The 19,289-nt window shown below is 69.8% G+C and carries 16 protein-coding genes and 1 pseudogene; 6 read left to right on the top strand and 11 right to left on the bottom strand.

The window, feature by feature from the left end; genetic code table 11:
• The first annotated feature begins 1 nt into the window (after window position 1).
• Both SLUN_RS37305 and SLUN_RS37300 read left to right on the top strand, forming a co-directional pair.
• Entirely contained in the window at window positions 2-628 is a 627-nt protein-coding gene (locus SLUN_RS37305) for a VOC family protein (protein WP_108155162.1), read from the top strand.
• Between the two features lie 390 nt (window positions 629-1,018).
• Complete coding sequence (locus SLUN_RS37300) at window positions 1,019-1,354, top strand: SCO0607 family lipoprotein (protein WP_108155161.1); 336 nt, start codon at window positions 1,019-1,021, stop codon at window positions 1,352-1,354.
• 374 nt (window positions 1,355-1,728) lie between these two features.
• On the opposite strand, the gene SLUN_RS37295 is transcribed toward SLUN_RS37300, so the two are convergent.
• Together SLUN_RS37295 and SLUN_RS37290 are read right to left on the bottom strand one after the other, a co-directional pair.
• The gene (locus SLUN_RS37295) at window positions 1,729-3,126 is read right to left on the bottom strand and encodes an alpha/beta hydrolase family protein (protein ID WP_257153873.1); all 1,398 of its coding nucleotides are present in this window, start codon (window positions 3,124-3,126) and stop codon (window positions 1,729-1,731) included.
• Between the two features lie 523 nt (window positions 3,127-3,649).
• The gene (locus tag SLUN_RS37290) at window positions 3,650-4,516 is read right to left on the bottom strand and encodes an SDR family oxidoreductase (protein ID WP_108154278.1); all 867 of its coding nucleotides are present in this window, start codon (window positions 4,514-4,516) and stop codon (window positions 3,650-3,652) included.
• A gap of 154 nt (window positions 4,517-4,670) precedes the next feature.
• Here SLUN_RS37290 and SLUN_RS37285 point away from each other — a divergent pair, with 154 nt between their 5' ends.
• Window positions 4,671-5,378 (top strand): TetR/AcrR family transcriptional regulator, encoded by a 708-nt coding sequence (locus tag SLUN_RS37285; RefSeq protein WP_108154277.1) that lies wholly within the window; start codon window positions 4,671-4,673, stop codon window positions 5,376-5,378.
• Window positions 5,379-5,457: 79 nt separating this feature from the next.
• On the opposite strand, the gene SLUN_RS37280 is transcribed toward SLUN_RS37285, so the two are convergent.
• From SLUN_RS37280 to aceA, 3 genes are all read right to left on the bottom strand, one after another.
• Window positions 5,458-6,327 (bottom strand): 3-hydroxybutyryl-CoA dehydrogenase, encoded by an 870-nt coding sequence (locus SLUN_RS37280; RefSeq protein WP_108154276.1) that lies wholly within the window; start codon window positions 6,325-6,327, stop codon window positions 5,458-5,460.
• Window positions 6,324-7,916: a malate synthase A gene (gene aceB, locus SLUN_RS37275; RefSeq protein WP_108154275.1), complete on the bottom strand. Its 1,593-nt coding sequence runs from the start codon at window positions 7,914-7,916 to the stop codon at window positions 6,324-6,326. The genes SLUN_RS37280 and aceB overlap by 4 nt, the downstream gene beginning before the upstream one ends.
• Window positions 7,917-8,041: 125 nt before the next feature.
• Window positions 8,042-9,331 carry an isocitrate lyase gene (gene aceA, locus SLUN_RS37270; protein WP_108154274.1) on the bottom strand — a complete coding sequence of 430 codons (1,290 nt, stop codon included), beginning with the start codon at window positions 9,329-9,331 and terminating at the stop codon, window positions 8,042-8,044.
• 407 nt (window positions 9,332-9,738) lie between these two features.
• Between aceA and SLUN_RS37265 the strand changes: the two genes are divergently transcribed.
• The gene (locus SLUN_RS37265; protein ID WP_108154273.1) at window positions 9,739-11,148 is read left to right on the top strand and encodes a short-chain fatty acyl-CoA regulator family protein; all 1,410 of its coding nucleotides are present in this window, start codon (window positions 9,739-9,741) and stop codon (window positions 11,146-11,148) included.
• Between the two features lie 223 nt (window positions 11,149-11,371).
• On the opposite strand, the gene SLUN_RS37255 is transcribed toward SLUN_RS37265, so the two are convergent.
• The 3 genes and pseudogenes from SLUN_RS37255 to SLUN_RS37245 form a co-directional block, all read right to left on the bottom strand.
• On the bottom strand, window positions 11,372-12,091 hold the full coding sequence (locus SLUN_RS37255; RefSeq protein ID WP_108154272.1) for a DinB family protein: 720 nt from the start codon (window positions 12,089-12,091) through the stop codon (window positions 11,372-11,374).
• 271 nt (window positions 12,092-12,362) lie between these two features.
• A pseudogene (locus SLUN_RS37250) lies at window positions 12,363-12,497 on the bottom strand (nuclear transport factor 2 family protein); the annotation flags it as partial.
• Window positions 12,498-12,605: 108 nt separating this feature from the next.
• Window positions 12,606-13,061: an Lrp/AsnC family transcriptional regulator gene (locus SLUN_RS37245; RefSeq protein ID WP_108154271.1), complete on the bottom strand. Its 456-nt coding sequence runs from the start codon at window positions 13,059-13,061 to the stop codon at window positions 12,606-12,608.
• A gap of 206 nt (window positions 13,062-13,267) precedes the next feature.
• Here SLUN_RS37245 and SLUN_RS37240 point away from each other — a divergent pair, with 206 nt between their 5' ends.
• Together SLUN_RS37240 and aspA are read left to right on the top strand one after the other, a co-directional pair.
• The gene (locus SLUN_RS37240; RefSeq protein ID WP_108154270.1) at window positions 13,268-14,290 is read left to right on the top strand and encodes an asparaginase; all 1,023 of its coding nucleotides are present in this window, start codon (window positions 13,268-13,270) and stop codon (window positions 14,288-14,290) included.
• A 113-nt stretch (window positions 14,291-14,403) separates the two neighbouring features.
• The gene (aspA, locus tag SLUN_RS37235) at window positions 14,404-15,867 is read left to right on the top strand and encodes an aspartate ammonia-lyase (RefSeq protein WP_108154269.1); all 1,464 of its coding nucleotides are present in this window, start codon (window positions 14,404-14,406) and stop codon (window positions 15,865-15,867) included.
• A 123-nt stretch (window positions 15,868-15,990) separates the two neighbouring features.
• Here aspA and SLUN_RS37230 read toward each other — a convergent pair whose 3' ends face one another.
• The 3 genes from SLUN_RS37230 to SLUN_RS37215 form a co-directional block, all read right to left on the bottom strand.
• A complete protein-coding gene (locus tag SLUN_RS37230; protein ID WP_108154268.1) occupies window positions 15,991-16,518 on the bottom strand; it encodes a GNAT family N-acetyltransferase in 528 nt (175 codons plus the stop codon).
• 604 nt (window positions 16,519-17,122) lie between these two features.
• Window positions 17,123-18,682 carry a glycerol-3-phosphate dehydrogenase/oxidase gene (locus SLUN_RS37220; protein ID WP_108154267.1) on the bottom strand — a complete coding sequence of 520 codons (1,560 nt, stop codon included), beginning with the start codon at window positions 18,680-18,682 and terminating at the stop codon, window positions 17,123-17,125.
• Window positions 18,679-19,278 (bottom strand): TetR/AcrR family transcriptional regulator, encoded by a 600-nt coding sequence (locus SLUN_RS37215; RefSeq protein ID WP_108154266.1) that lies wholly within the window; start codon window positions 19,276-19,278, stop codon window positions 18,679-18,681. Before SLUN_RS37215 ends, SLUN_RS37220 begins: the two co-directional genes overlap by 4 nt.
• Window positions 19,279-19,289: the final 11 nt, after the last annotated feature.

Below are 19,289 nucleotides of genomic sequence, written 5' to 3'. Positions count from 1 at the left end.
CATGGCATCCATCGAATCCGTCACCCTCGACGTGGCCGACCCCACGGCCGCCAACCGCTTCTACACCGCCGCCTTCGGTTTGGACACGCAGATACGCCTGCGGGCCTCGGAGGCACCCACAACCGGCTTCCGTGGGTTCACGCTGGCGCTCACGGTGTCCCAGCCGGCCACCGTCAACAGCCTCATCGACGCCGCCCTCGACGCCGGCGCCACGCCGCTGAAGCCTGCCGCGAAGTCGCTCTGGGGCTACGGCGGTGTCGTACAAGCCCCGGACGGGACGATCTGGAAGGTCGCGACCTCGGCGAAGAAGAACACCGGCCCTGCCACCCGGCGGGTCGACGAGATCGTGCTCCTGTTGGGAGTCGCGGACGTGGCCGCGAGCAAACGGTTCTACGTCGACCAAGGCCTTACCGTGGCGAAGAGCTTCGGCCGCATGTACATCGAGTTCGCTACTGGGTCGAGTCCCGTCAAGCTGGCGCTGTACAGACGCCGTGCCCTTGCCAAGGACGCCGGCGTCTCTCCCGACAGCACCGGATCGCACCGGATCACGATCGGCGGCGACGCCGGGCCTTTCACCGACCCGGACGGGTTTGCATGGGAGGCCGCATCGCCGGCACCCACACTCTGATGTGTCACTCTGCCTGCCCTGGCTGGTCGCCGATCACGAGACAGCCGCCGGGCTCGGGGCGGTGCCGGGTGCCGAGCTGATGCGCCCGCCGCGGCCGACCACCATCGTCACTCGGACCGAATCCACCGCGCGCGCCGCCGCGAACGACGGGAGGACAACGAACGCTCCGTCGCCGCCAGGCGCGCTGTCACAGGACGGTCGGTCCGCCACACGGAGATCCCCAGGACAAAAGCTCCCTGATGCCGTGGACCTGGTCGATGTCAACAGGGTTCGCAATGCGGTGCGTTGAGCCTCCGCGTGGCCGCTTCTGAGTACGCGTACTCATGGCATCGCGGTCACCCTCGGCGAGGGTGGTGCGCAGACCGAACGACAGGAGAAATCACCATGCCCATGTCCCGCAGGATCAGCCGGCCCGCCCGCGCCTCCCGACGCGGCCGGGTCCGGGTCCGGATCGCTGCTGCCGCTCTCGCGGGCGCGGCAGCAGCCTCAGCACTCACCGGATGCTCCTACCAGGAAGACATCTGCAGCAGCGGGGAGTACCCCGTCCTGACAGTGGGAGACAACGGTTCCGCATGCGTTCCGGACAGCGAGCAGCCCCCGAAGGGCTACACGCGCTACCCCGAGGGCAAAGTGCCACAACAGGTCGACGACAAGTGGGACAAGTACTGGCGCACCCACACCCTCGACAAGGACGGCAACACCACCGACGCCCCTCAAATCGACTGACCACCCCAGCCCGCCTCCCCATCGGCATTCTCAGAACGCCGGGAAGTGCCGCGTCAGACGCAGCAGCGACCAGCCTGGATATCCCGCCGCTGTCGGTAGCTGGCCCAGCGAGAGCCCTCTGGGTGGCGGGCCGGTGAAGGACGAGACGCGGCATCCCCCGGGCGGCCGACTGCCAGCCCCCGCCGCCCGTGAGAACGCAAAGCACCCGGGCCGGACGGGCGCGCAGCGAAAGGCCGACACGCAGCCCGGTGGGGCGAGGGGAGCAGCGGCCCTCGACCCACCGCGCGGTACGGACCGCGCAGCGCCCCATCCCGAGCCCCAGAAGCACTGGGTTATGCGGGCCGGCTTCGCACGCCGAACCGCTGACGGCAGGTCTACGGGCGCCGGCCCCGTCCCAGGGTGTCCTCCAGCCAGTCGAAGACGACCTCGCAGTGCTGCTGTGGCGCCATCGGTGAGCAGTGCAGCTGGGCACCGGTGGCCGCCGTCAGCAGTTCGTAATCCTTGGGGGCACGCAGCAGCTCGTAGAACGCGCGCGGCTGGCCGGGGTAGAACTGCTCGTCGTCGTAGTCCAGCACCAGCGTGGGGCACTTGATGCGGCCCACGACCCTGGTGATGTCGAGCGCCATGATCCGCTGGGCCGGGGTCCAGAAGTCGGTGAAGATCCGGCCCTGACGGGCGGCCAGCATCGCCGGGATCGAGAACGGCTCGACCCGCTTCTTGATGGCGCCCGCCTCCTCCTGGCTCAGCTCAGGGACGACCTCTTCGTTCCAGATGCGGTTGGTCTCCGCCTTGTCGGGGGTCACGATGCTCCGGAGCTCCGGCGGAAAACCCAGCCACGGCGAGAGCGTTCCCGGCATCGCGGCCAGCGCTGCGATCCTGCGTTCGAAGGCCGCTGCGCGCGGCGCGAGGTCGCCGCCCATCGACAGCCCAGTGAGGGCGATGCGCCCCTCGTCGACGTCACTGCGGCGCTCCAGCCAGTCCACCAGAAGGGAGACGACCCGCTCCCAGCGTGGGGTGAAGACGACCTGGTCGACGAAGAGCAGCTGGCCCTGGCCCGGTCCGTCGTACACGAGCGCGTTCCAACCGCGGGCGAGCGCGGCGGAGACCCCGTACGTCCACATGTCGACGTTCTGGCCGTCGCTGCCGTTGGTGAGGATGACGGTCGGCCGGGCCCTGCCGGAGGCATCGGGGCGGAAGAACCAGACAGGGAGCGACGTCTCACCCTCGTACCGCACCCGATCGGTGATCGCCGCCGGTGTGCACAGCCGGGCGAACTCGTCCCAGGAGCGACGCCCGGCGAGATAGAGCTCTTCCTCGTCGCCGGGGGTGTCCGAGCCGAGCACGAAGAACAGCGCCTGGTCGTAGTACTGGGCCGCCCGAAGCGAGCGGAAGCGCCTGGTCTGCGGATGACGCGTCGCGGTGGCAGTCAGCCGGTCCCCCCATCGCCGGAACTCCGCGGTGAAGGTCTGCTGGTCCGCCCCGGCGGCGTTGATCGCGTTGACGGCCGTCAGGACCTCGCCGACCTCGCTCGAGCCGAACCCGGCGCCGCCCAGGGCCAGCAGCGCGGCGAAGTTGAGCGCGGGGTCCGTGAACAGCTGCATGGCTCCGGGCGTCGGCGACGCGGCCGCGGTCGGGGACGACGGGATGGACGCGCCTGCCCCACGGGCTCCGGCGGGTACCAGCGCGGAGGCCGTCGGCGCCGAGGCCAGGAGGGCCGCGCCGGCCCCGGTCGCCAGGCCGGCGAGCGCCCCCCGTCGGGTGGGCGTCGCCACTCGGTCTGAGGATGCTTTCGTCATGTCCAGACACGCTAGGAGCCTGCGTCGCCCGGGCCGCAGCGCCACTCCCACCGGTCCTCCGTACGGCCCGCGCCCGGACAGCGTGTCCGGGCGAACGCCGGCCGACGCGACACGGCAGCGGCATCATCAGTGGTGTTCGGCGCCATCACCTGCCCAGGGCGGTGCACCCCAGGAGGTGGAGGCGCCCGCCGTCGCGAGTCCTGCGGCCAGTCCGCCTGTGAGTGTTCTCCGGGTGATCACTGCTGCTGCTCTCTCTGTCGATGGGCGTGGCGGTGCATGTGGCAGTTCAAGGGCTCGCTCAAGAAAGCAGACCTGACGCGCGGACTCTGGAACGGGAGATCTTCTCGGAGGCCCTACGCCTCCGCCACCGCCGTGACCTGTAGCGGCCCGAACAGTTCACCGTTTCAACCGACCTCTCAGGCGGCAGTTGATCACCGCACTCGGCTGAAGCCCGACAGGATCGGGGTGTCCCGTGCGCTGTTCCCGCTGAGGGCGGTGGTCAGCCGTTCGTCGTCAGCGCCGCCTTGAGGACGTCTTGCGCAGGCGTCGACGGCCGGCCGATGAGGTCGGCGAGCGTGGGGTCCACCTGGGAGAACTCGCCCTGGCGGCTGGCAGCGAACAGCCCCAGGAGCATCTCGGCCTGAGTTTCGGGCACGCCGTGGGAGACCAGGCCCGCCCGGTAGTCCTCGTCAGTCACGATCACGCGCTTGACCGGGCGCCCGGTGAGGTCGGAGGCGATCTCCGCGATGTCGGCGAGGTCGAGGGCCTGCGAGGCGGTGAGGGGCGGGGTCGGTCCGTCGAAGCGTCCGTCCTCGGCGAGTGTGATCGCGGCTGCCTCGGCCAGGTCGGCGTGGGCCGTCCAGGAGACCGGGCCGTCCTGCGGTGCGGCCAGTTCGCCCGTCTTCAGAGCGGCGCCGAGCAGTCTGACCGTCGTGGACGCGTAGAAGCCGTTGCGCAGTGAGGTGAAGGGCACGCCGCAGTCCCGCAGAATCGCTTCGGTGGCGGCGTGGTCGGGCATGGGCGCGAACGGTGAGGAAGGGTTGGCGCCCTGGTGGCTGGTGTAGAGGATCCGGTGCGCGCCGGCCTTCTGCGCTGCCTCGATCGCGGTGCGATGCTGGGCGATCGCCGCTTCGCCGGTGGTGGCCGCGGACACGATCAAGACCTGCGACGCCCCTTCGAAAGCGTGGGCCAGGCTCGCGGGGTCATCGAAATCGCCCCGGCGCACGCGGACGCCCCGCTCCTGGAGAACCTGCGCCTTCGCCGCATCGCGGACGCTCACCGCGATCTGCCCGGCGGGGACGCGTCCGAGCAGATCTTCCACTATCGCCCGGCCGAGCTGACCGTTGGCCCCGGTGACGATGATCATGACGACCTCCAGTTGGATCCCATGGGCGGTGAGCCGACGGCGCTCAGGGTGTGGCTCCGTCGGGGCGGCACCGATACGCCGCTGCCACCGCTAACGGCAGGACGTTATCACCGATAACACGAAGCGCTAACGCGTGACTGTTATCGTTGGAAACATGCATGCCCGTCTTTCACCCGAGGACAGCCCCCGGGAGCGCATCCTCGCCGCCACGGCCAAACTGCTCGCCGACGGCGGACGGGAGGCTGTGTCCACCCGCGCGGTGAGCGCCGCAGCCGACGTGCAGGCCCCGACCATCTACCGGCTGTTCGGAGACAAGCAGGGACTGCTCGACGCAGCCGCGGCCGAGGGCTTCACGGCCTACCTGAACACCAAGACCGCCCGGGAGCCCACCGACGACCCGGTGGAGGACCTGCGCACCGGCTGGGACATGCACGTCGGCTTCGGTCTGGCCAACCCGGCTCTGTACCTGGTCATGAGCGAGCCCCGGCCCGCGACGGAGGCCCCGCCCGCCGCCGTCGCCGGCGCCGAGGTCCTGGCCACCCTCATCCACCGGATCGCCGAGGCAGGCCGCCTGCGCGTCAGCGAAGACCGCGCCGCCCACCTCGTCCAGGCAGCAGGGCGCGGCACCACCCTCATGCTGATCTCCATGCCCGAAGGCAGCCGCGACCCGGAGTTGTCTGTCATGGCCCGTGAGGCAGTCATCACCGCGATCACCACCGGCACCCCCGAGCTTGCACCTCCCGGGCCGGTCAGCGCCGCCGTCGCCCTCCGCGCCGTCCTGCCGCAAACCTCCGCGCTCACCGACCGGGAACAGGCCCTCCTGCGGGAGTGGCTCGACCGCATCGCCGGCCCGGCCCACTGACACCTCGCCACCCGGGCTGCCCGGCCCATCGCAAGGATCCGCGAACGGGAGCCCCGCTCCCACCCACCTCCCGGGCCCCTCAGCCCCGGTCGTAGATGTGGAACCCGCGGCCTGTCTTGCGGCCGTGCAGCCCCGCCTGCACCATCCGCTGCAGCAGCGGGGGCGGGGCGTAGAGGGGTTCCTTGAACTCGTCGTACAACGACTCCGCGATGGCAGCGACGGTGTCCAGGCCGATCAGGTCGGCCAGCTTGAGCGGGCCCATCGGGTGAGCGCAGCCGAGCTCCATCCCGGCGTCCACGTCGGCGGCGGTGGCGAAGCCGGACTCAGCCATGCGGATCGCGGAGAGGAGATACGGAATCAGCAGGGCGTTCACGACGAAGCCGGCCCGGTCCTGAGAGCGGATCGCGGTCTTACCCAGGGTGTCGCGGGCGAACTCCTCGACGGCCGTCACGGTCTCGGGCGCGGTGTGCAGCGAGGTGACGATCTCCACCAGGGGCAGCACCGGCACGGGATTGAAGAAGTGCAGTCCGACGACGCGGTCGGCGCGGTGCGTGGCCATACCCAGGCGCATGATCGGGATGGACGAGGTGTTGGTGGCCAGAATCGCCTCCGGATCCTCGACAGACTTGTCCAAGGCAGCGAATATCTCGGTCTTGGCGTCGGTGTTCTCGACGACAGCCTCGACGACGAGTTGCCGGTCTGCGAGATCGTCGAGACTGCCGGTGAAGACAAGGCGGGCCAGGGCGTCCTCGGCGGAGATACGGTCCAGTTTGCCGCGCTGGACGGCGCGTTCGAGGGAGGTCGCCACACGTTCCCGGGCTGCGCGGGCCGCGGTGGCGTCTGCCTCGCAGATCACCGTGTCCAGCCCCGCGCGGGCGCAGACCTCGGCGATACCGGCGCCCATCTGGCCGCCGCCTACCACTCCGACCCGCTGGATGCGCGCGTTCATGACTGCACCGCCGATCGGTGGACGAGGTTGCGGGCGTAGGCGTCGGGGGTGAAGAAGGCCGGCAAGTCCCGTGCCATTGCGGTGCGTTCGAAGATGGCTCGGACTTCGTCCACTCGGGCCCAGGGGTACTCGGCCCCGAGGGCCGCGATCTCGTCGTCCAGCAGTTCGACCACCGTGTCGCGCTCGACGAGGCCGTGGCGTATCCACTGCCAGATCTGGCAGCGGGCGATCTCGGCGGTGGCGGCGTCCTCCATCAGTCCGTACAGGGCGACGGCTCCGCTGCCGCGCAGCCAGGCGTCGAAGTAGCGCAGGGCGACGGCGATGTTGGCGCGGATGCCCTCGGGGGTGGGCGGGCCGGCAGTGCGGCGGACAGCGACGAGGTCGGCGGCGGTGACGTGGACGTCGTCGCGGGTGCGCTCGATCTGGTGGGGCCGCTCGCCCAGCACGCCGTCGAACACGTCATTGCAGACGGGCACGAGGCCGGGGTGGGCGACCCACGAGCCGTCGAAGCCGTCCTCGGCCTCGCGTTCCTTGTCGAGCCGGACCTTGGCGAGGGCCGCCTCGTTGGCCTGCGCGTCGCGGCTGGGGACCTGGGCGGCCATGCCGCCGATGGCGTGTGCGCCACGCTTGTGACAGGTGCGCACCAGCAACTCGGTGTAGGCCCGCAGGAACGGCGCGGTCATGGTGACCTTCGCCCGGTCCGGGAGGACGAAGTCGGGGCGGTGGGCGAAGTTCTTGATCAGGCTGAAGAGATAGTCCCAACGGCCCGCGTTGAGCCCCGCGCTGTGTTCGCGGAGCTCGTGGAGTATCTCCTCCATCTCGAACGCGGCGGTGATCGTCTCGATGAGGACGGTGGCGCGGACGGTGCCGCGGGGAATGCCGAGCAGTTCCTGCGCGAGGACGAAGACGTCGTTCCACAGGCGGGCTTCGTAGTGGTTCTCCAGCTTGGGGAGGTAGAAGTACGGGCCGGACCCGGCGTCGATCTGCCGCTGGGCGCAGTGGAAGAAGTACAGGCCGAAGTCGACGAGTGAAGCGGGGACGGGGCGGCCGTCGATGACGAGGTGCTTCTCGGTGAGGTGCCAGCCCCGTGGGCGGACCATGATGGTCGCCAGGTCGTCGCCGAGCCGGTACGCCTTGCCCTCGGGCGTGGTGCAGTCGATGCGGCGCTCGATGGCGTCGAGCAGGTTCAGCTGGCCGCGGACGATGTTGTCCCAGGTCGGCGACATGGCGTCCTCGAAGTCCGCCATCCACACCTGCGCGCCGGAGTTGAGGGCGTTGACGGTCATGCGCCGCTCGGGCGGGCCGGTGATTTCCACCCGGCGGTCTACGAGGCCCGGCGCGGGCGGGGCGACCCGCCAGTCGGGCGCGGCGCGGACGGCCGGGGTGGCGCGCGAGAAGTCGAGCGGCGTGCCGGAGGCGAGCCGCTCGGCGCGGCGGCGGCGCTCGGCGAGGAGTTCGAAGCGCCGGCCGGCGAAGGCCGCGTCGAGGCGGCCGATGAACTCCAGAGCCGCGGGGATGAGGATCTCGTCGTGGCGGTCACCCGGTGCGCCGAGGACCTGGACTGTGCTGGTCAGAGCGGTGGTTGACATACAGGTCTCCTCAGCGGAGGGGTGTGGACCGGACGGAGGCGGTCGCCCTCACCCGGGCACAGGGCCGACTGGACGGAGAGGGGCGAGCCGGGAACTGCTGCCCGGCTCGGCCCTCCCGGTGCTGCTTAGTGGAACTGCTCTTCCTCGGTGGAGCCGGTCAGCGCCGTGGTCGAGGAGGCGGGGTTGACGGCCGTGGAGACCAGGTCGAAGTAGCCGGTGCCGACCTCACGCTGATGCTTGACCGCGGTGAATCCCTGCTCCTGCGCGGCGAACTCACGCTCCTGCAGGTCGACATAGGCGGTCATGCCGTGCTCGGCGTAGCCCTTGGCCAGGTCGAACATGCCGTGGTTGAGGGAGTGGAAGCCGGCCAGGGTGATGAACTGGAAGCGGTAGCCCATCGCGCCCAGCTCACGCTGGAACTTGGCGATCTGGTCGTCGTCCAGGGAGGCCTTCCAGTTGAAGGAGGGCGAGCAGTTGTAGGCCAGCATCTGGTCCGGGTGCTCGGCGTGGATCGCTTCCGCGAACTCGCGGGCCTGGGCCAGGTCCGGGGTGCCGGTCTCGACCCAGATGAGGTCGGCATAAGGGGCGTAGGCGAGGCCGCGGGCGATGACCGGGGCCATGCCGTTCCGCACCCGGTAGAAGCCCTCTGCGGTGCGCTCACCCGTCACGAACTGGGCGTCGCGCTCATCCACGTCACTGGTCAGCAGGTTCGCGGCGAGCGCGTCCGTGCGGGCGACGATCAAGGTCGGGACATCGGCGATGTCGGCGGCGAGACGGGCGGCGTTGAGGGTGCGGACATGCTGGGCTGTGGGCACCAGGACCTTGCCGCCGAGGTGGCCGCACTTCTTCTCGGAGGCGAGCTGGTCCTCGTAGTGGATTCCGGCCGCGCCCGCGGCGATCATCGCCTTGGTGAGCTCGAAGGCGTTGAGCGGGCCGCCGAAGCCGGCCTCGGCGTCGGCGACGATCGGCGCGAGCCAGTCGGTGGTGTCCGCACCGCCTTCGGCGGTGGCGATCTGGTCGGCGCGCAGCAGCGCGTTGTTGATCCGGCGCACGACCTGCGGCACCGAGTTGACCGGGTACAGGGACTGGTCGGGGTAGGTGTGGCCGGCCTGGTTGGCGTCGGCGGCGACCTGCCAGCCGGACAGGTAGATGGCCTGCAGACCGGCCTTGACCTGCTGCACGGCCTGACCGCCGGTCAACGCGCCCAGCGCGTGGATGTAGTCCTGCTCGTGCAGCTGGCGCCACAGCCGCTCGGCCCCGCGCCGGGCCAGAGTGTGCTCCTCACGGACGCTGCCCGACAGCCGCACGACCTCCTCCGCGGTGTAGGTGCGCTCGACGCCCTTCCACCTCGGATCCGTCGCCCATCGCTCTGCCAGCTCTTCGGCCGTCGCCGTCGTCGTCCCTGCCTGCGCCATGACCGTCTCCCGGGGTCGCGTGAAATCACACGGTTCTTGTGAAGTGTGCGTAAGGCATGTCACTGAGTGACGTGCTACGAGTGCGGCCCGCCGCCCCCTCCCGGTATGTGAAGCGGTGAGCAATGCGCCCGGGTCGCCGGGGCGGAAGCCGCGATGTACGACGTCAGGGCTTGAAGTCGGGATCGAACTTCCGGCTCGGCTGCCAGGTCCGGCGGGCCGCACCACGACTCTGACACTGGCACTCAGTGCCAGCAACCATGGATCACTGCCAACTTCTGCGAATCTTCTGGGCCCAAATTGCCAACTTTGCCAATGCCAGCTTTAGGTCCTCGTGCATTAGCTTGAGCGCGTGGCCCGTACCCGTCCTGTGGCATCAGGCGTGTTGGCACCCGGAGCAGAGGAGAGCGGTGAGCAGGACATACGCGGGAGCGCGGCTGCGGCGGTTGCGCGAGGAACGGCGGCTCAGCCAGGCAGAGCTGGCGCGCGTGCTGGCGATCTCGCCCAGCTACCTCAATCAGATGGAGCACGACTCCCGGCCCCTCACTGTGCCCGTGCTGCTGAGGCTGACCGAGGCGTTCGGCGTCGACCCGGGGTTCTTCTCGGAGCGAGACACCAGCAGACTCGTGGCCGACCTGCGGGAAGCCCTCGCGGCCGAGGTCGCCTCAGCCCGGGTGTCGCCGACCGACCTCGCGGAACTGGCATCCCGTATGCCGGCCGTGGCCTCGGTCCTGCTCGATCTCGGCCGGCGCAGCCACGCTCTGGCCGAGCGGCTGGCCGAAGCGGCGGACGGTCGCGGCAACGAGGACCCGTCGCTGCCGCGCTCACCGCACGAGGAGATTCGCGAGTTCTTCTACCGGCGGCAGAACTACCTTCATGACACCGACCTCGCCGCGGAAGAACTCGCCCGTGCCGCCGGCGTCCGCCCCGGTGAAGTGGTGCGGTCGCTCTCCGCGCGTCTCGCCGAGCGGCACGGAGTCCGCCTCGCCACAGACTCCGACCGGCTGCATCACTTCGACCCCGCCGCCCGGGTCCTGCATCTGTCCAACCGGCTGCGCCCCGGCCAGCAGGCGTTCCGCATGGCCACCCAGCTCGCCCTGCTCGAGTTCGGCGACCAGTTGTCCGCGCTTGCGTCGGAGGACTACGAGGAGGGCTCCGCCACCTGGTCGCTCGCCAGGATCGGTGTGGCGAACTACTTCGCCGCCGCACTGATCCTGCCGTACACCGCCTTCCTCACGGCGGCGGAGGAGGTCCGCTACGACATCGAACGGCTCACCGACCGCTTCGGCCTCGGCTACGAGACCGTCTGCCACCGCCTCAGCACCCTCCAGCGGCCACGCCTGCGCGGAGTTCCGTTCTCCTTCGTACGCGTCGACCGCGCCGGCAACATGTCCAAGCGCCAGTCGGCCACCGGCTTCCACTTCTCCCGCGCCGGCGGCACCTGCCCCCTGTGGAACGTGTACGAGGCCTTCGCCGCCCCCGGCCGGATCCACGTCCAGATCGCCGCCATGCCGGACGGACAGCGCTATCTGTGGACCGCCCGCGCCGTCACCCGCCACCGCGGCGGCTGGGGCGAGCCCGGCAAGACCTTCGCCATCGGCCTCGGCTGCGAGGTCCGCCACGCCTCCCGGCTCGTCTACTCCGACGGCCTCGACCTCGACAACACCTCCGCAGCCACCCCCATCGGCATGGGCTGCCGCATCTGCGAACGTCTCGACTGCCCGCAACGCGCCGTGCCACCTCTCGGCCAGACGCTCACCATCGACGAGAACAGCAGCACCTTCGTGCCGTATCCCGTGGCGGACGGGCCGGACCGATAAGTCTGGTGGTGCCGCCCGTTCATCCCTAGGAGGTGAGTAGTCGTCGGGCCTCCAGCGGTGTCACGGGCTCTCCGTCCTGGACGGAATGCAGGACATGGGCCAGGACTTCCACACCGCGGACCACCCTCGGCCCCGGCCGGTTGAAGTCCGCCGGCCGTCGAGACCCCTACCTCGCCATTGCGTACGGCGGGCAACTCGTCCCAGCCTCGCGGCGCGCCCGGGCCTAACCGGGAGTGGTGAAGCGGGCCCGCCACAGGTCGCGGAGCAACGCGATCTCGGCCATGTGGTGGATGAATTCGAGGTTGGCCCCCGACAGCACGGTGATGAAGGGGTCGTCGGGATCGGAGCCGTACGGGTACTGCGAGAAGCCGACCGTGTCGAGCTGCTCGTCGGTGACGGCGGCGACGCTGTCGCGCCAGCGGTCGATCAGCGCCCAGAACCGCTCGAGTGCCAAGGCGGCGGAGGAGGTGAAGTCGACCAGCAGCTTGGGCTCCTGCCGCCGTTCACCGAAGGTCCACTCCCATCCGCCCGCGAAGCAGAAGTGCAGGTGCCCCAGCCGCCACGCGATGGTGGTGATCGGCGTTTCGTCGGGCTCCGGCGCACCGGTGTGGGCGAGGATCTGCTCGACCCGCTCGACACTCACGCTCCAGTCATCGGCGATCTTGGCGACGGTCATACCGCCGGCGGCCTGCCGGGCGATCTCGCCGTACTCGTTCGCCGGGATGTCCGGGTCGCCCTTGTCGAGCACCCACTCGCCCGGCCCGAACGCCCTGGGCGTCGCCGCCTCGCCCCGGCGCCGGATCGACCAGCAACCGGGCACCGGCTCCCACAGGTACTCCTCGTCGCTGAGCCCCGTCAGCCGCACCTGGGCCATCTCCCTGGCGTGGTCGAACTGGTCGAGCAGTAAGCCCAAACGGTCGGTCCGCGCGCCCTCATTCTCCATGCCTGGCTCCCTTCGCTGTCGCGTCTCGTACCTCACTACGCTCAGGCGGAAGTTAGCGGCTCATCTCACGGGGCGCGACCGATTTCCTCGCCCACGAAGCGGTGCAGCACCACCCGCATCACCGCACTCGTTCAGGCCGTCCTCACCCTCCACAGTGCGGTGGGAGTGCGTCAGAGAGGCTACGCGCTGCGCATGGACGCGCAGCTCGCTGTCCCCCTACGAGGCGAATGTGGTGGTCGCAGCCTTCAACGAGTGGCTGTGACCAGCACGCTCACAACAGATCTTGGTCGGCCTGCCCGGGTGCTGCACAGGCTCTGGCGATCACTTCGGTGTCCCAGTAGAAGGGGCGGACCTCGACAATCCGCCCGTCCTTGACAGTGATCGCCTGCAGGATCGGAAACGTCAGGTGTTCCTCTTCCTGCTGAACTCCTCGGGCGCTGTCGCGTCGTTCGTCTGGCTGGTCATCGCTTCGAGCGCGCCGCACGCTGTGCATCATGCAGCGGATCGAGGAGGCTCAGCCGTCCACTGGCAGGCCGCGAGGCTCCTTGATCCGCTTCATGATGATCTGCGAGTTGACCTCCGTGACGCCGGACAGCGAGGTCAGCTTCTCGATCCACAGCCGCTCGTACGCGCGCAGGTCCGCGACTGCGATACGCAGCAGGCATCCCGGGCTGCCGAAGAGTCGGTACGCCTCGATGACGTCGGGGATGTCCTGGAGGCCGGCCTCAAAAGCCTCGACCACCTCACGGTCGCGCTTGACCTCGATGGAGACGAGGACCTCGAAGCTCCGGCCGACCGCCTCCGGGTCGATCACCGCGCGATAGCCCTGGATCACTCCGTCCTGCTCCAGTTGCCGGACGCGGCGCATGCACGGCGAGGGGGTCAGACCCACCCGCTGCGCCAGCTCCTGATTGCTCAGCCGTCCATCACTCTGAAGCTCACGCAAGATATCTCGGTCGATCTCGTCCATGGCGCAATTATTCACCACCCTTGAGCTCGGAAGGGCCAAAATTAGCGATCGTATTGCGAGGCAAGGACTCTATCATTGCGTCCGACTGCTCCGGCATCCCCGGGCCAGCCATGGGGCGCAGCCCGGCCGGGGCCACGAGCGAAGCCGGGCCGCGTGCCCCGTCGAATTCGCCGCAGAACCTGTGGCACGAACGAGGAGTGGGCACTGTGGGACGCGTCGTCGTCATCAGCACCGGCGGGACGATAGCCAGCCGCTGGCAAGGTTCGGGGTTCGCCGCCGACGCGCACGGCCAAGAGGTCATGGCGACTGCCGCGGTGCCCGAGGGCGTCACCGTCGAGGTCGTCGATCTGTTCAGCGTGAACAGCCCCCGTCTCACCACCGCTCACCAGCTCACCCTGCTCCGCACGGTCCACGAGGTGCTTGCCGACCCCGACGTGGACGGCATCGTCGTCACCCACGGCACCGACACCCTGGAGGAGTCGGCGTTTCTGGTCGACCTCCACCACGACGACGCGCGCCCGGTCGTCTTCACCGGCGCCCAGCTTCCGCTCGACGCGGCAGACGGCGACGGACCGGGCAACCTCCACGACGCGCTGCTGACCGCCGCGACGACGCGTGGTCTTGGGGTACTGGTCGCCTTCGACGGCAAGCTGCACTCCGCCCGCGGCACCGTCAAGACGCAGACGCTGGCCGCCGACGCCTTCGGCGACCCGTCCGGCGCCCGCATCGGGAACATCGGCTTCGGCCGGGTCTCCGTACTGCGCCACCCCCAGCGCCCGGCGGGGCTGGCCCTGCCCGGCATGCCGGACGCCCTGCCCCGAGTCGACATGGTGATGCACCACTGCGACGCCGACCCGCTCCTGCTGGACGCTGCCTTGAACGCGGGGGCCCAGGGAATCGTCCTGGTGGCCACCGGCGCCGGCAACGCCACCCCCGAGATCGTCGAGGCCATCGCCTCCGCGACCTCCCGTGGCGTGCTCGTCGCCCTGACAACCCGTGTCCCGGCCGGACCTGTCGCCGAGATCTACACCCACGGCGGCGGGGTCGACCTCGTGGCCGCGGGTGCCGTGCCGACCGGCACGCTGCGGGCAGGCCAGGCCCGGATTGCGGTGCTCACCGCGCTGCTCGCCGCCACCGACCCGCAAGGGCGGGAACGGGTGCTGCGCCACGCGCTCGGCGAGGCCGTGCCGGCGGACGCCCACCCGTCGGCCGAACGCGTTCCGGCATAGACCGGGGCCGCTGGGTCTCCACTTCCCCCCTCCCCCGGACCCAGCGGCCCCACTACTCCCTTGAGCCGGCTCATCCCGATCGTCCCTGCACACACCTGACACGAGGCACCTCCATGGCCACGCACGACCACGTCCTCCACTCCGGCGTCCGCGCCGAGCACGATCTGCTCGGTGACCGGGACGTCCCCGCCGACGCCTACTACGGCATCCACACCCTGCGGGCGGTGGAGAACTTCCCCATCACCGGCACCCCCATCTCGGCCTACCCCGACCTCATCACCGCCCTCGCCTGCGTCAAGCAGGCGGCAGCCCTCGCCAATCGCGACCTCGGCCTGCTGGACGGCCGCAAGGCAGACGCAATCGTCGGCGCCTGCGAGGAGATCCGTGCCGGGAAGCTCCACGGCGAGTTTGTGGTCGACGTGATCCAGGGCGGCGCGGGCACCTCGACGAACATGAACGCCAACGAGGTCCTCGCCAACCGCGCCCTGGAGCTCCTCGGTCACCACAAGGGCGAGTACGGCAAGCTGCACCCGCTCGAGGACGTCAACGCGGGACAGAGCACCAACGACGTCTACCCGACCGCCGTCAAGATCGCCCTCGACTTCACCGCTCAGCGTCTGCTGGACGCCATGGAGGTACTCCGCTGCGCCTTCGCCGCGAAGGCTGAGGAGTTCGCGGACGTCCTGAAGATGGGCCGTACCCAACTGCAGGACGCCGTGCCCATGACCCTGGGCCAGGAGTTCGCCACGTACGCCGTGATGCTGGAGGAGGACCACAAGCGCCTCACCGAGGCATGCGAGTTGATCCGCGAGATCAACCTGGGCGGCACCGCCATCGGCACCGGTCTCAACACCCATCCCGAGTACGCGGCGCTGGCTTCCCGGCATCTGCGCACCATCACCGGACTTCCGCTGACGGTCGCACACGACCTCGTGGAAGCCACCCAGGACGCCGGCGCATTCGTCCAACTGTCAGGAGTGCTGAAGAGGATCGCCGTCAAGCTGTCCAAGACCTGCAACGACCTTCGGCTGCTCTCCTGCGGACCACGCGCAGGCTTCGCCGAGATCAACCTGCCGCCGGTGCAGGCCGGTTCCAGCATCATGCCCGGCAAGGTGAACCCTGTCGTCCCCGAGGTGGTCAACCAGATCGCGTTCGAGGTCATCGGCAACGACATCGCGGTGACCATGGCCGCCGAGGCGGGCCAGCTCCAGCTGAACGCCTTCGAACCGGTCATCGCCCACAGCCTGCTGAAGAGTCTGACGCACCTGCGGGCCGGCTGTCTGACCCTTGCCGAGCGCTGCGTCACCGGCATCACCGCCAACAAAGAACACCTCGCCCACCTCGTCGCCCACTCCATCGGCCTGGCGACCGCGCTGAACCCGCACATCGGCTACGAGCAGGCCACGGCGATCGCCCAGGAAGCCTTGAAGACCAGCCGGAGCGTCTCTGAACTCGTCCTCGACAAGGGCCTGCTGACCAAGGACGAGCTTCAGTTCATCCTGCTCCCGAACAATCTCGTCCGTCCGCATGTCCAGACCACCACAGTGGGTGCGCTCGGCGGCCCGTTGCCTGACTGATCGACGAACCTCAATGACGCGGACAACACTTCGTCGACATCCAGCCGGGCGAGGACTCCCGGCCAGGTTCGCTTCAGTCACCGTCCTGCCAACCAGTCAGATCAACAACTCCTAAGGCGCGCCTCAGGGGCTCTGCGACAGCGGTATGTGGACGTCCAGGACTGGCCCGGGGGTGCGGATGGGCGGTACGTCCAGACTCTCCAGGACGTGAAGCATCGGTATGTTGACCGCGGCGACCGCGGCGGTCAGGGTGTGGTGGCCGTCGCGGCGAGCCACATCGGCCGCGTGTGCGGCCAGCGCGGTGCCCAGTCCCTTGGACTGCCACTCATCCTCTACCAACACGGCAAATTCGCCCACCCCTGGCCGGTCGGTGCGCATGACGTTGGTCATGGCGATGATGCGGTCCCTGCACTCGGCAGTGGTGGTCACCAAGGTGGTCCCACGCTCCGGGTCGGACAGCAGCCGCCAGCCGGCCGGAGATAGCTCGGGCTTACCTGTGTGGTATCGCAGGGCTCGGCTGCCCTGCGAGCAACGGCGGTGCAGCGCCTGGATCGGTCCGAGGTCATCGGGTGTCACCTCCCGGGTCCGAGTGGAAGTGCCGTCGGTCAGCGTGATCGGGTGTGCGGTGCCTCGAGGCCCGGCGTCGGGCATTCGGCAGTCTCCTCAAATCGCGAACCTGACTGATGTGCCGCGGAGTTCGCCGGAGCGCCGGTCCGCCGTCGGCACAGGGCAAGTCTTTTGCCACTCCCCTGCCGCCTCAAGAGGGGTTCACGCCATACTGGTCACGCATTGCGCATTCCACATCACGGAACGCAGTGGAAGAGAACCCCCCGGCCCAGGGTTCGCCGATGCCCGGGTCGTGCCGCACAGGGCGAGATCGACCTCAACAGTCCGCCGCCGGGCACGTTTTCACCGTCGTCCACCAGCGGGAACCGTGCTCGCGGCCTCGCGTCCCGGCGGTCGGATCCTTGAACTCGGCACAGGCGTGGGCGAGGGCACTGCCTGGCTCCTCAGCGGAATGGACAGGGCATCCAAGCTGGTCCTCTCGGAAACGCCTGCCTGATACGGCATGGCAGCCCGGTGGAGGCGGCTCCCCCGGTCACCCCGTAGCGGAGCCGTCGGGGCCTGGGGTGGGGACCAGCAGGGGCCCTGCTGGTCTCGATCGCCACGGCTATCGGTGCCTCCTCTGTCTGCGTTGTGACGGCACGTCGCCGAAACCATGCCCACCTGGAACCGGGCCAGCGATCACACCAAGTCAGCGGGGCGGCAAGTCAGCCGTGAGCGCGTCGCGGGCGGCGGTGTGCGCCGCCTCGCGGTCGTGCGGGACCAGGCCGATGCGGGTGCGGCGGTCCAGGACGTCGGACTCGTCGAGGGCTCCCTCGTGGCGTACAGCCCACAGGAGTTCGGCTCCGGTGACGGGGTGGGTGGGGATGACGGGGCGCGAGTGCGGGTCGGCGAGGCCGATGGCGTGGATCTGGGGCTTCACCCGTAGCGGCGGACGAGGCGGCGGGGCGTCGAGGGTGGCGAGTATGCCGGGGCGGGCGGCGCCGACGAGCGGGAGGGTGGCCGTACGGCTGGGGCCTGCGGCCAGATTGCGTACGCTGACGGCGGCGTCGACGGCGTCCTGAGCCATGCGCCGGTAAGTGGTGAGCTTGCCGCCGACGACCGTGACGACACCGTCGGGTGAGGTCAGCACCGCGTGCTTGCGGGAGATGTCAGAAGTGCGTGCGGAGTCTGACGTGGTGTCCAGGAGGGGGCGCAGTCCCGCGAAGGCTCCCACGACGTCGTCCCGGGTCACAGTGACGTCGAGTGCGGAGCCGAGGACATCGAGAAGGAAGCCGATGTCGGTCTCCGGCACTTCGGGTACGTCCGGGATGTCGCCGTCGACGGGTTCGTCGGTGAGCCCCACGTACACGCGGCCGTCGCCCTGCGGCAGGACGAGGACGAAGCGGTTTTTCTCGCCGGGTATCGGGATGTGCATGCCGGCGGTGAGGCTGCCGAGGTCCTCGGAGCGCAGGACGAGATGCGTGCCGCGGGAGGGGCGCAGGCGGATGTCGTCGACGAGGCCGCCGGCCCAGACGCCTGTGGCGTTGATCACCGTACGCGCCCGGATCAGCAGTTCCTCGCCGGTGAGTTCGTCGCGGACGCGTGCGCCGGTACCACTGAGTGAGAGGGCGCGGGTACGGGTGAGAATGCGCGCGCCATGGGCGGCCGCGGTACGGGCGATCGCGGTCACCAGGCGGGCGTCGTCGGTGAGTTGGCCGTCCCAGGACAGCAGTCCGCCGCGCAGGCCGGCAGGCCGGAGCGCGGGGGCCATGTGACGGGTCTCCACAGCAGAGAGGGTCCGCGGGGCGGGGAGGGTGGCGCGTGCGGTGCGGGCTGAGGCGCGCAGCAGGTCGCCGGCGCGGAAGCCGGCCCAGGCAAGTGCGGCCTGACCACGGGAGACGAGCGGGGTGAGCGGCAGGACGAAGGGCTGGGCGCGGACCAGGTGCGGGGCGGTGCGTTCCATGAGGATGCCGCGTTCGACGGCGCTTTCGTGGGCGACGTCGAGCTGGCCGGTGGCGAGGTAGCGCAGTCCGCCGTGGATGAGTTTGGAGCTCCAGCGGGAGGTGCCGAAGGCGAGGTCGTGGGCGTCGATCGCGGCGACGGTCAGTCCGCGGGTGGCGGCGTCGAGGGCGGCTCCCGCGCCGGTGGCTCCGAGGCCGACGATGAGGACGTCGACCTGTGTGCCGTCGGCGAGTTCGGCGAGTTCGCGGCTGCGGCGGGCGGCGTTGAGTGACGACGCGCCGGGCGCGGGGGCGGTCGGGCTGCTCATGGCGTGAGGGTCCTCTCCAGAATTGCCCGCAGTTCGCCGAGGAAGGCTGTCTCGGTGAGTTCGGGGTCGGCCTCGTCGGTCATCGTGCGCAGCGACAGGGTGAAGGACTGCGCGACCAGCAGCAGTGAGCGGGCCTGCAGGCCGGTGTGCATGGTGCGGACGGATCCGTCTGCGTGGCCCTCGGTGAGGGCTCCGGTGATGAGTCCGAGCAGTGCGTCCTGGCTGGCGCCGCGGCGGTCGAGCACATAGGGCAGGAGCAGTTCGGGGTCGACGTCGAGGATCTTGTGGAGGAGCGGGTGGGCGCGGAAGGCGGTGACGCCGGCGACCAGTCCGTCGACGAGGCGGGTGCGGGGGGGGGGGCCGGGGTCGTTCTCGGGCATGGCGCCGACGGCGAGCGCGATCCATTCCCGGGTCATCACGTCGCCGACCAGGGTTCGTACGTCCGGCCATCGGCGGTAGAGCGTCATGCGGGAGACCCCGGCGCGGCGGGCGACGTCGGTGAGGGTCGTCCGGCGCACACCGACGGCGAGGACGCAGGCGCGTGCCGCGTCGAGGACGGCATCTGCGTCCGATTGGTTGTGACGAATGGGCGTCATCTGTCACAGTG

It is taken from the genome of Streptomyces lunaelactis, assembly GCF_003054555.1.
In the GTDB taxonomy this organism is placed as follows: Bacteria; Actinomycetota; Actinomycetes; order Streptomycetales; family Streptomycetaceae; genus Streptomyces; species Streptomyces lunaelactis.
Note: the sequence above shows the minus strand (reverse complement) of the source record. Positions and strands in the feature narration are given on the sequence as shown.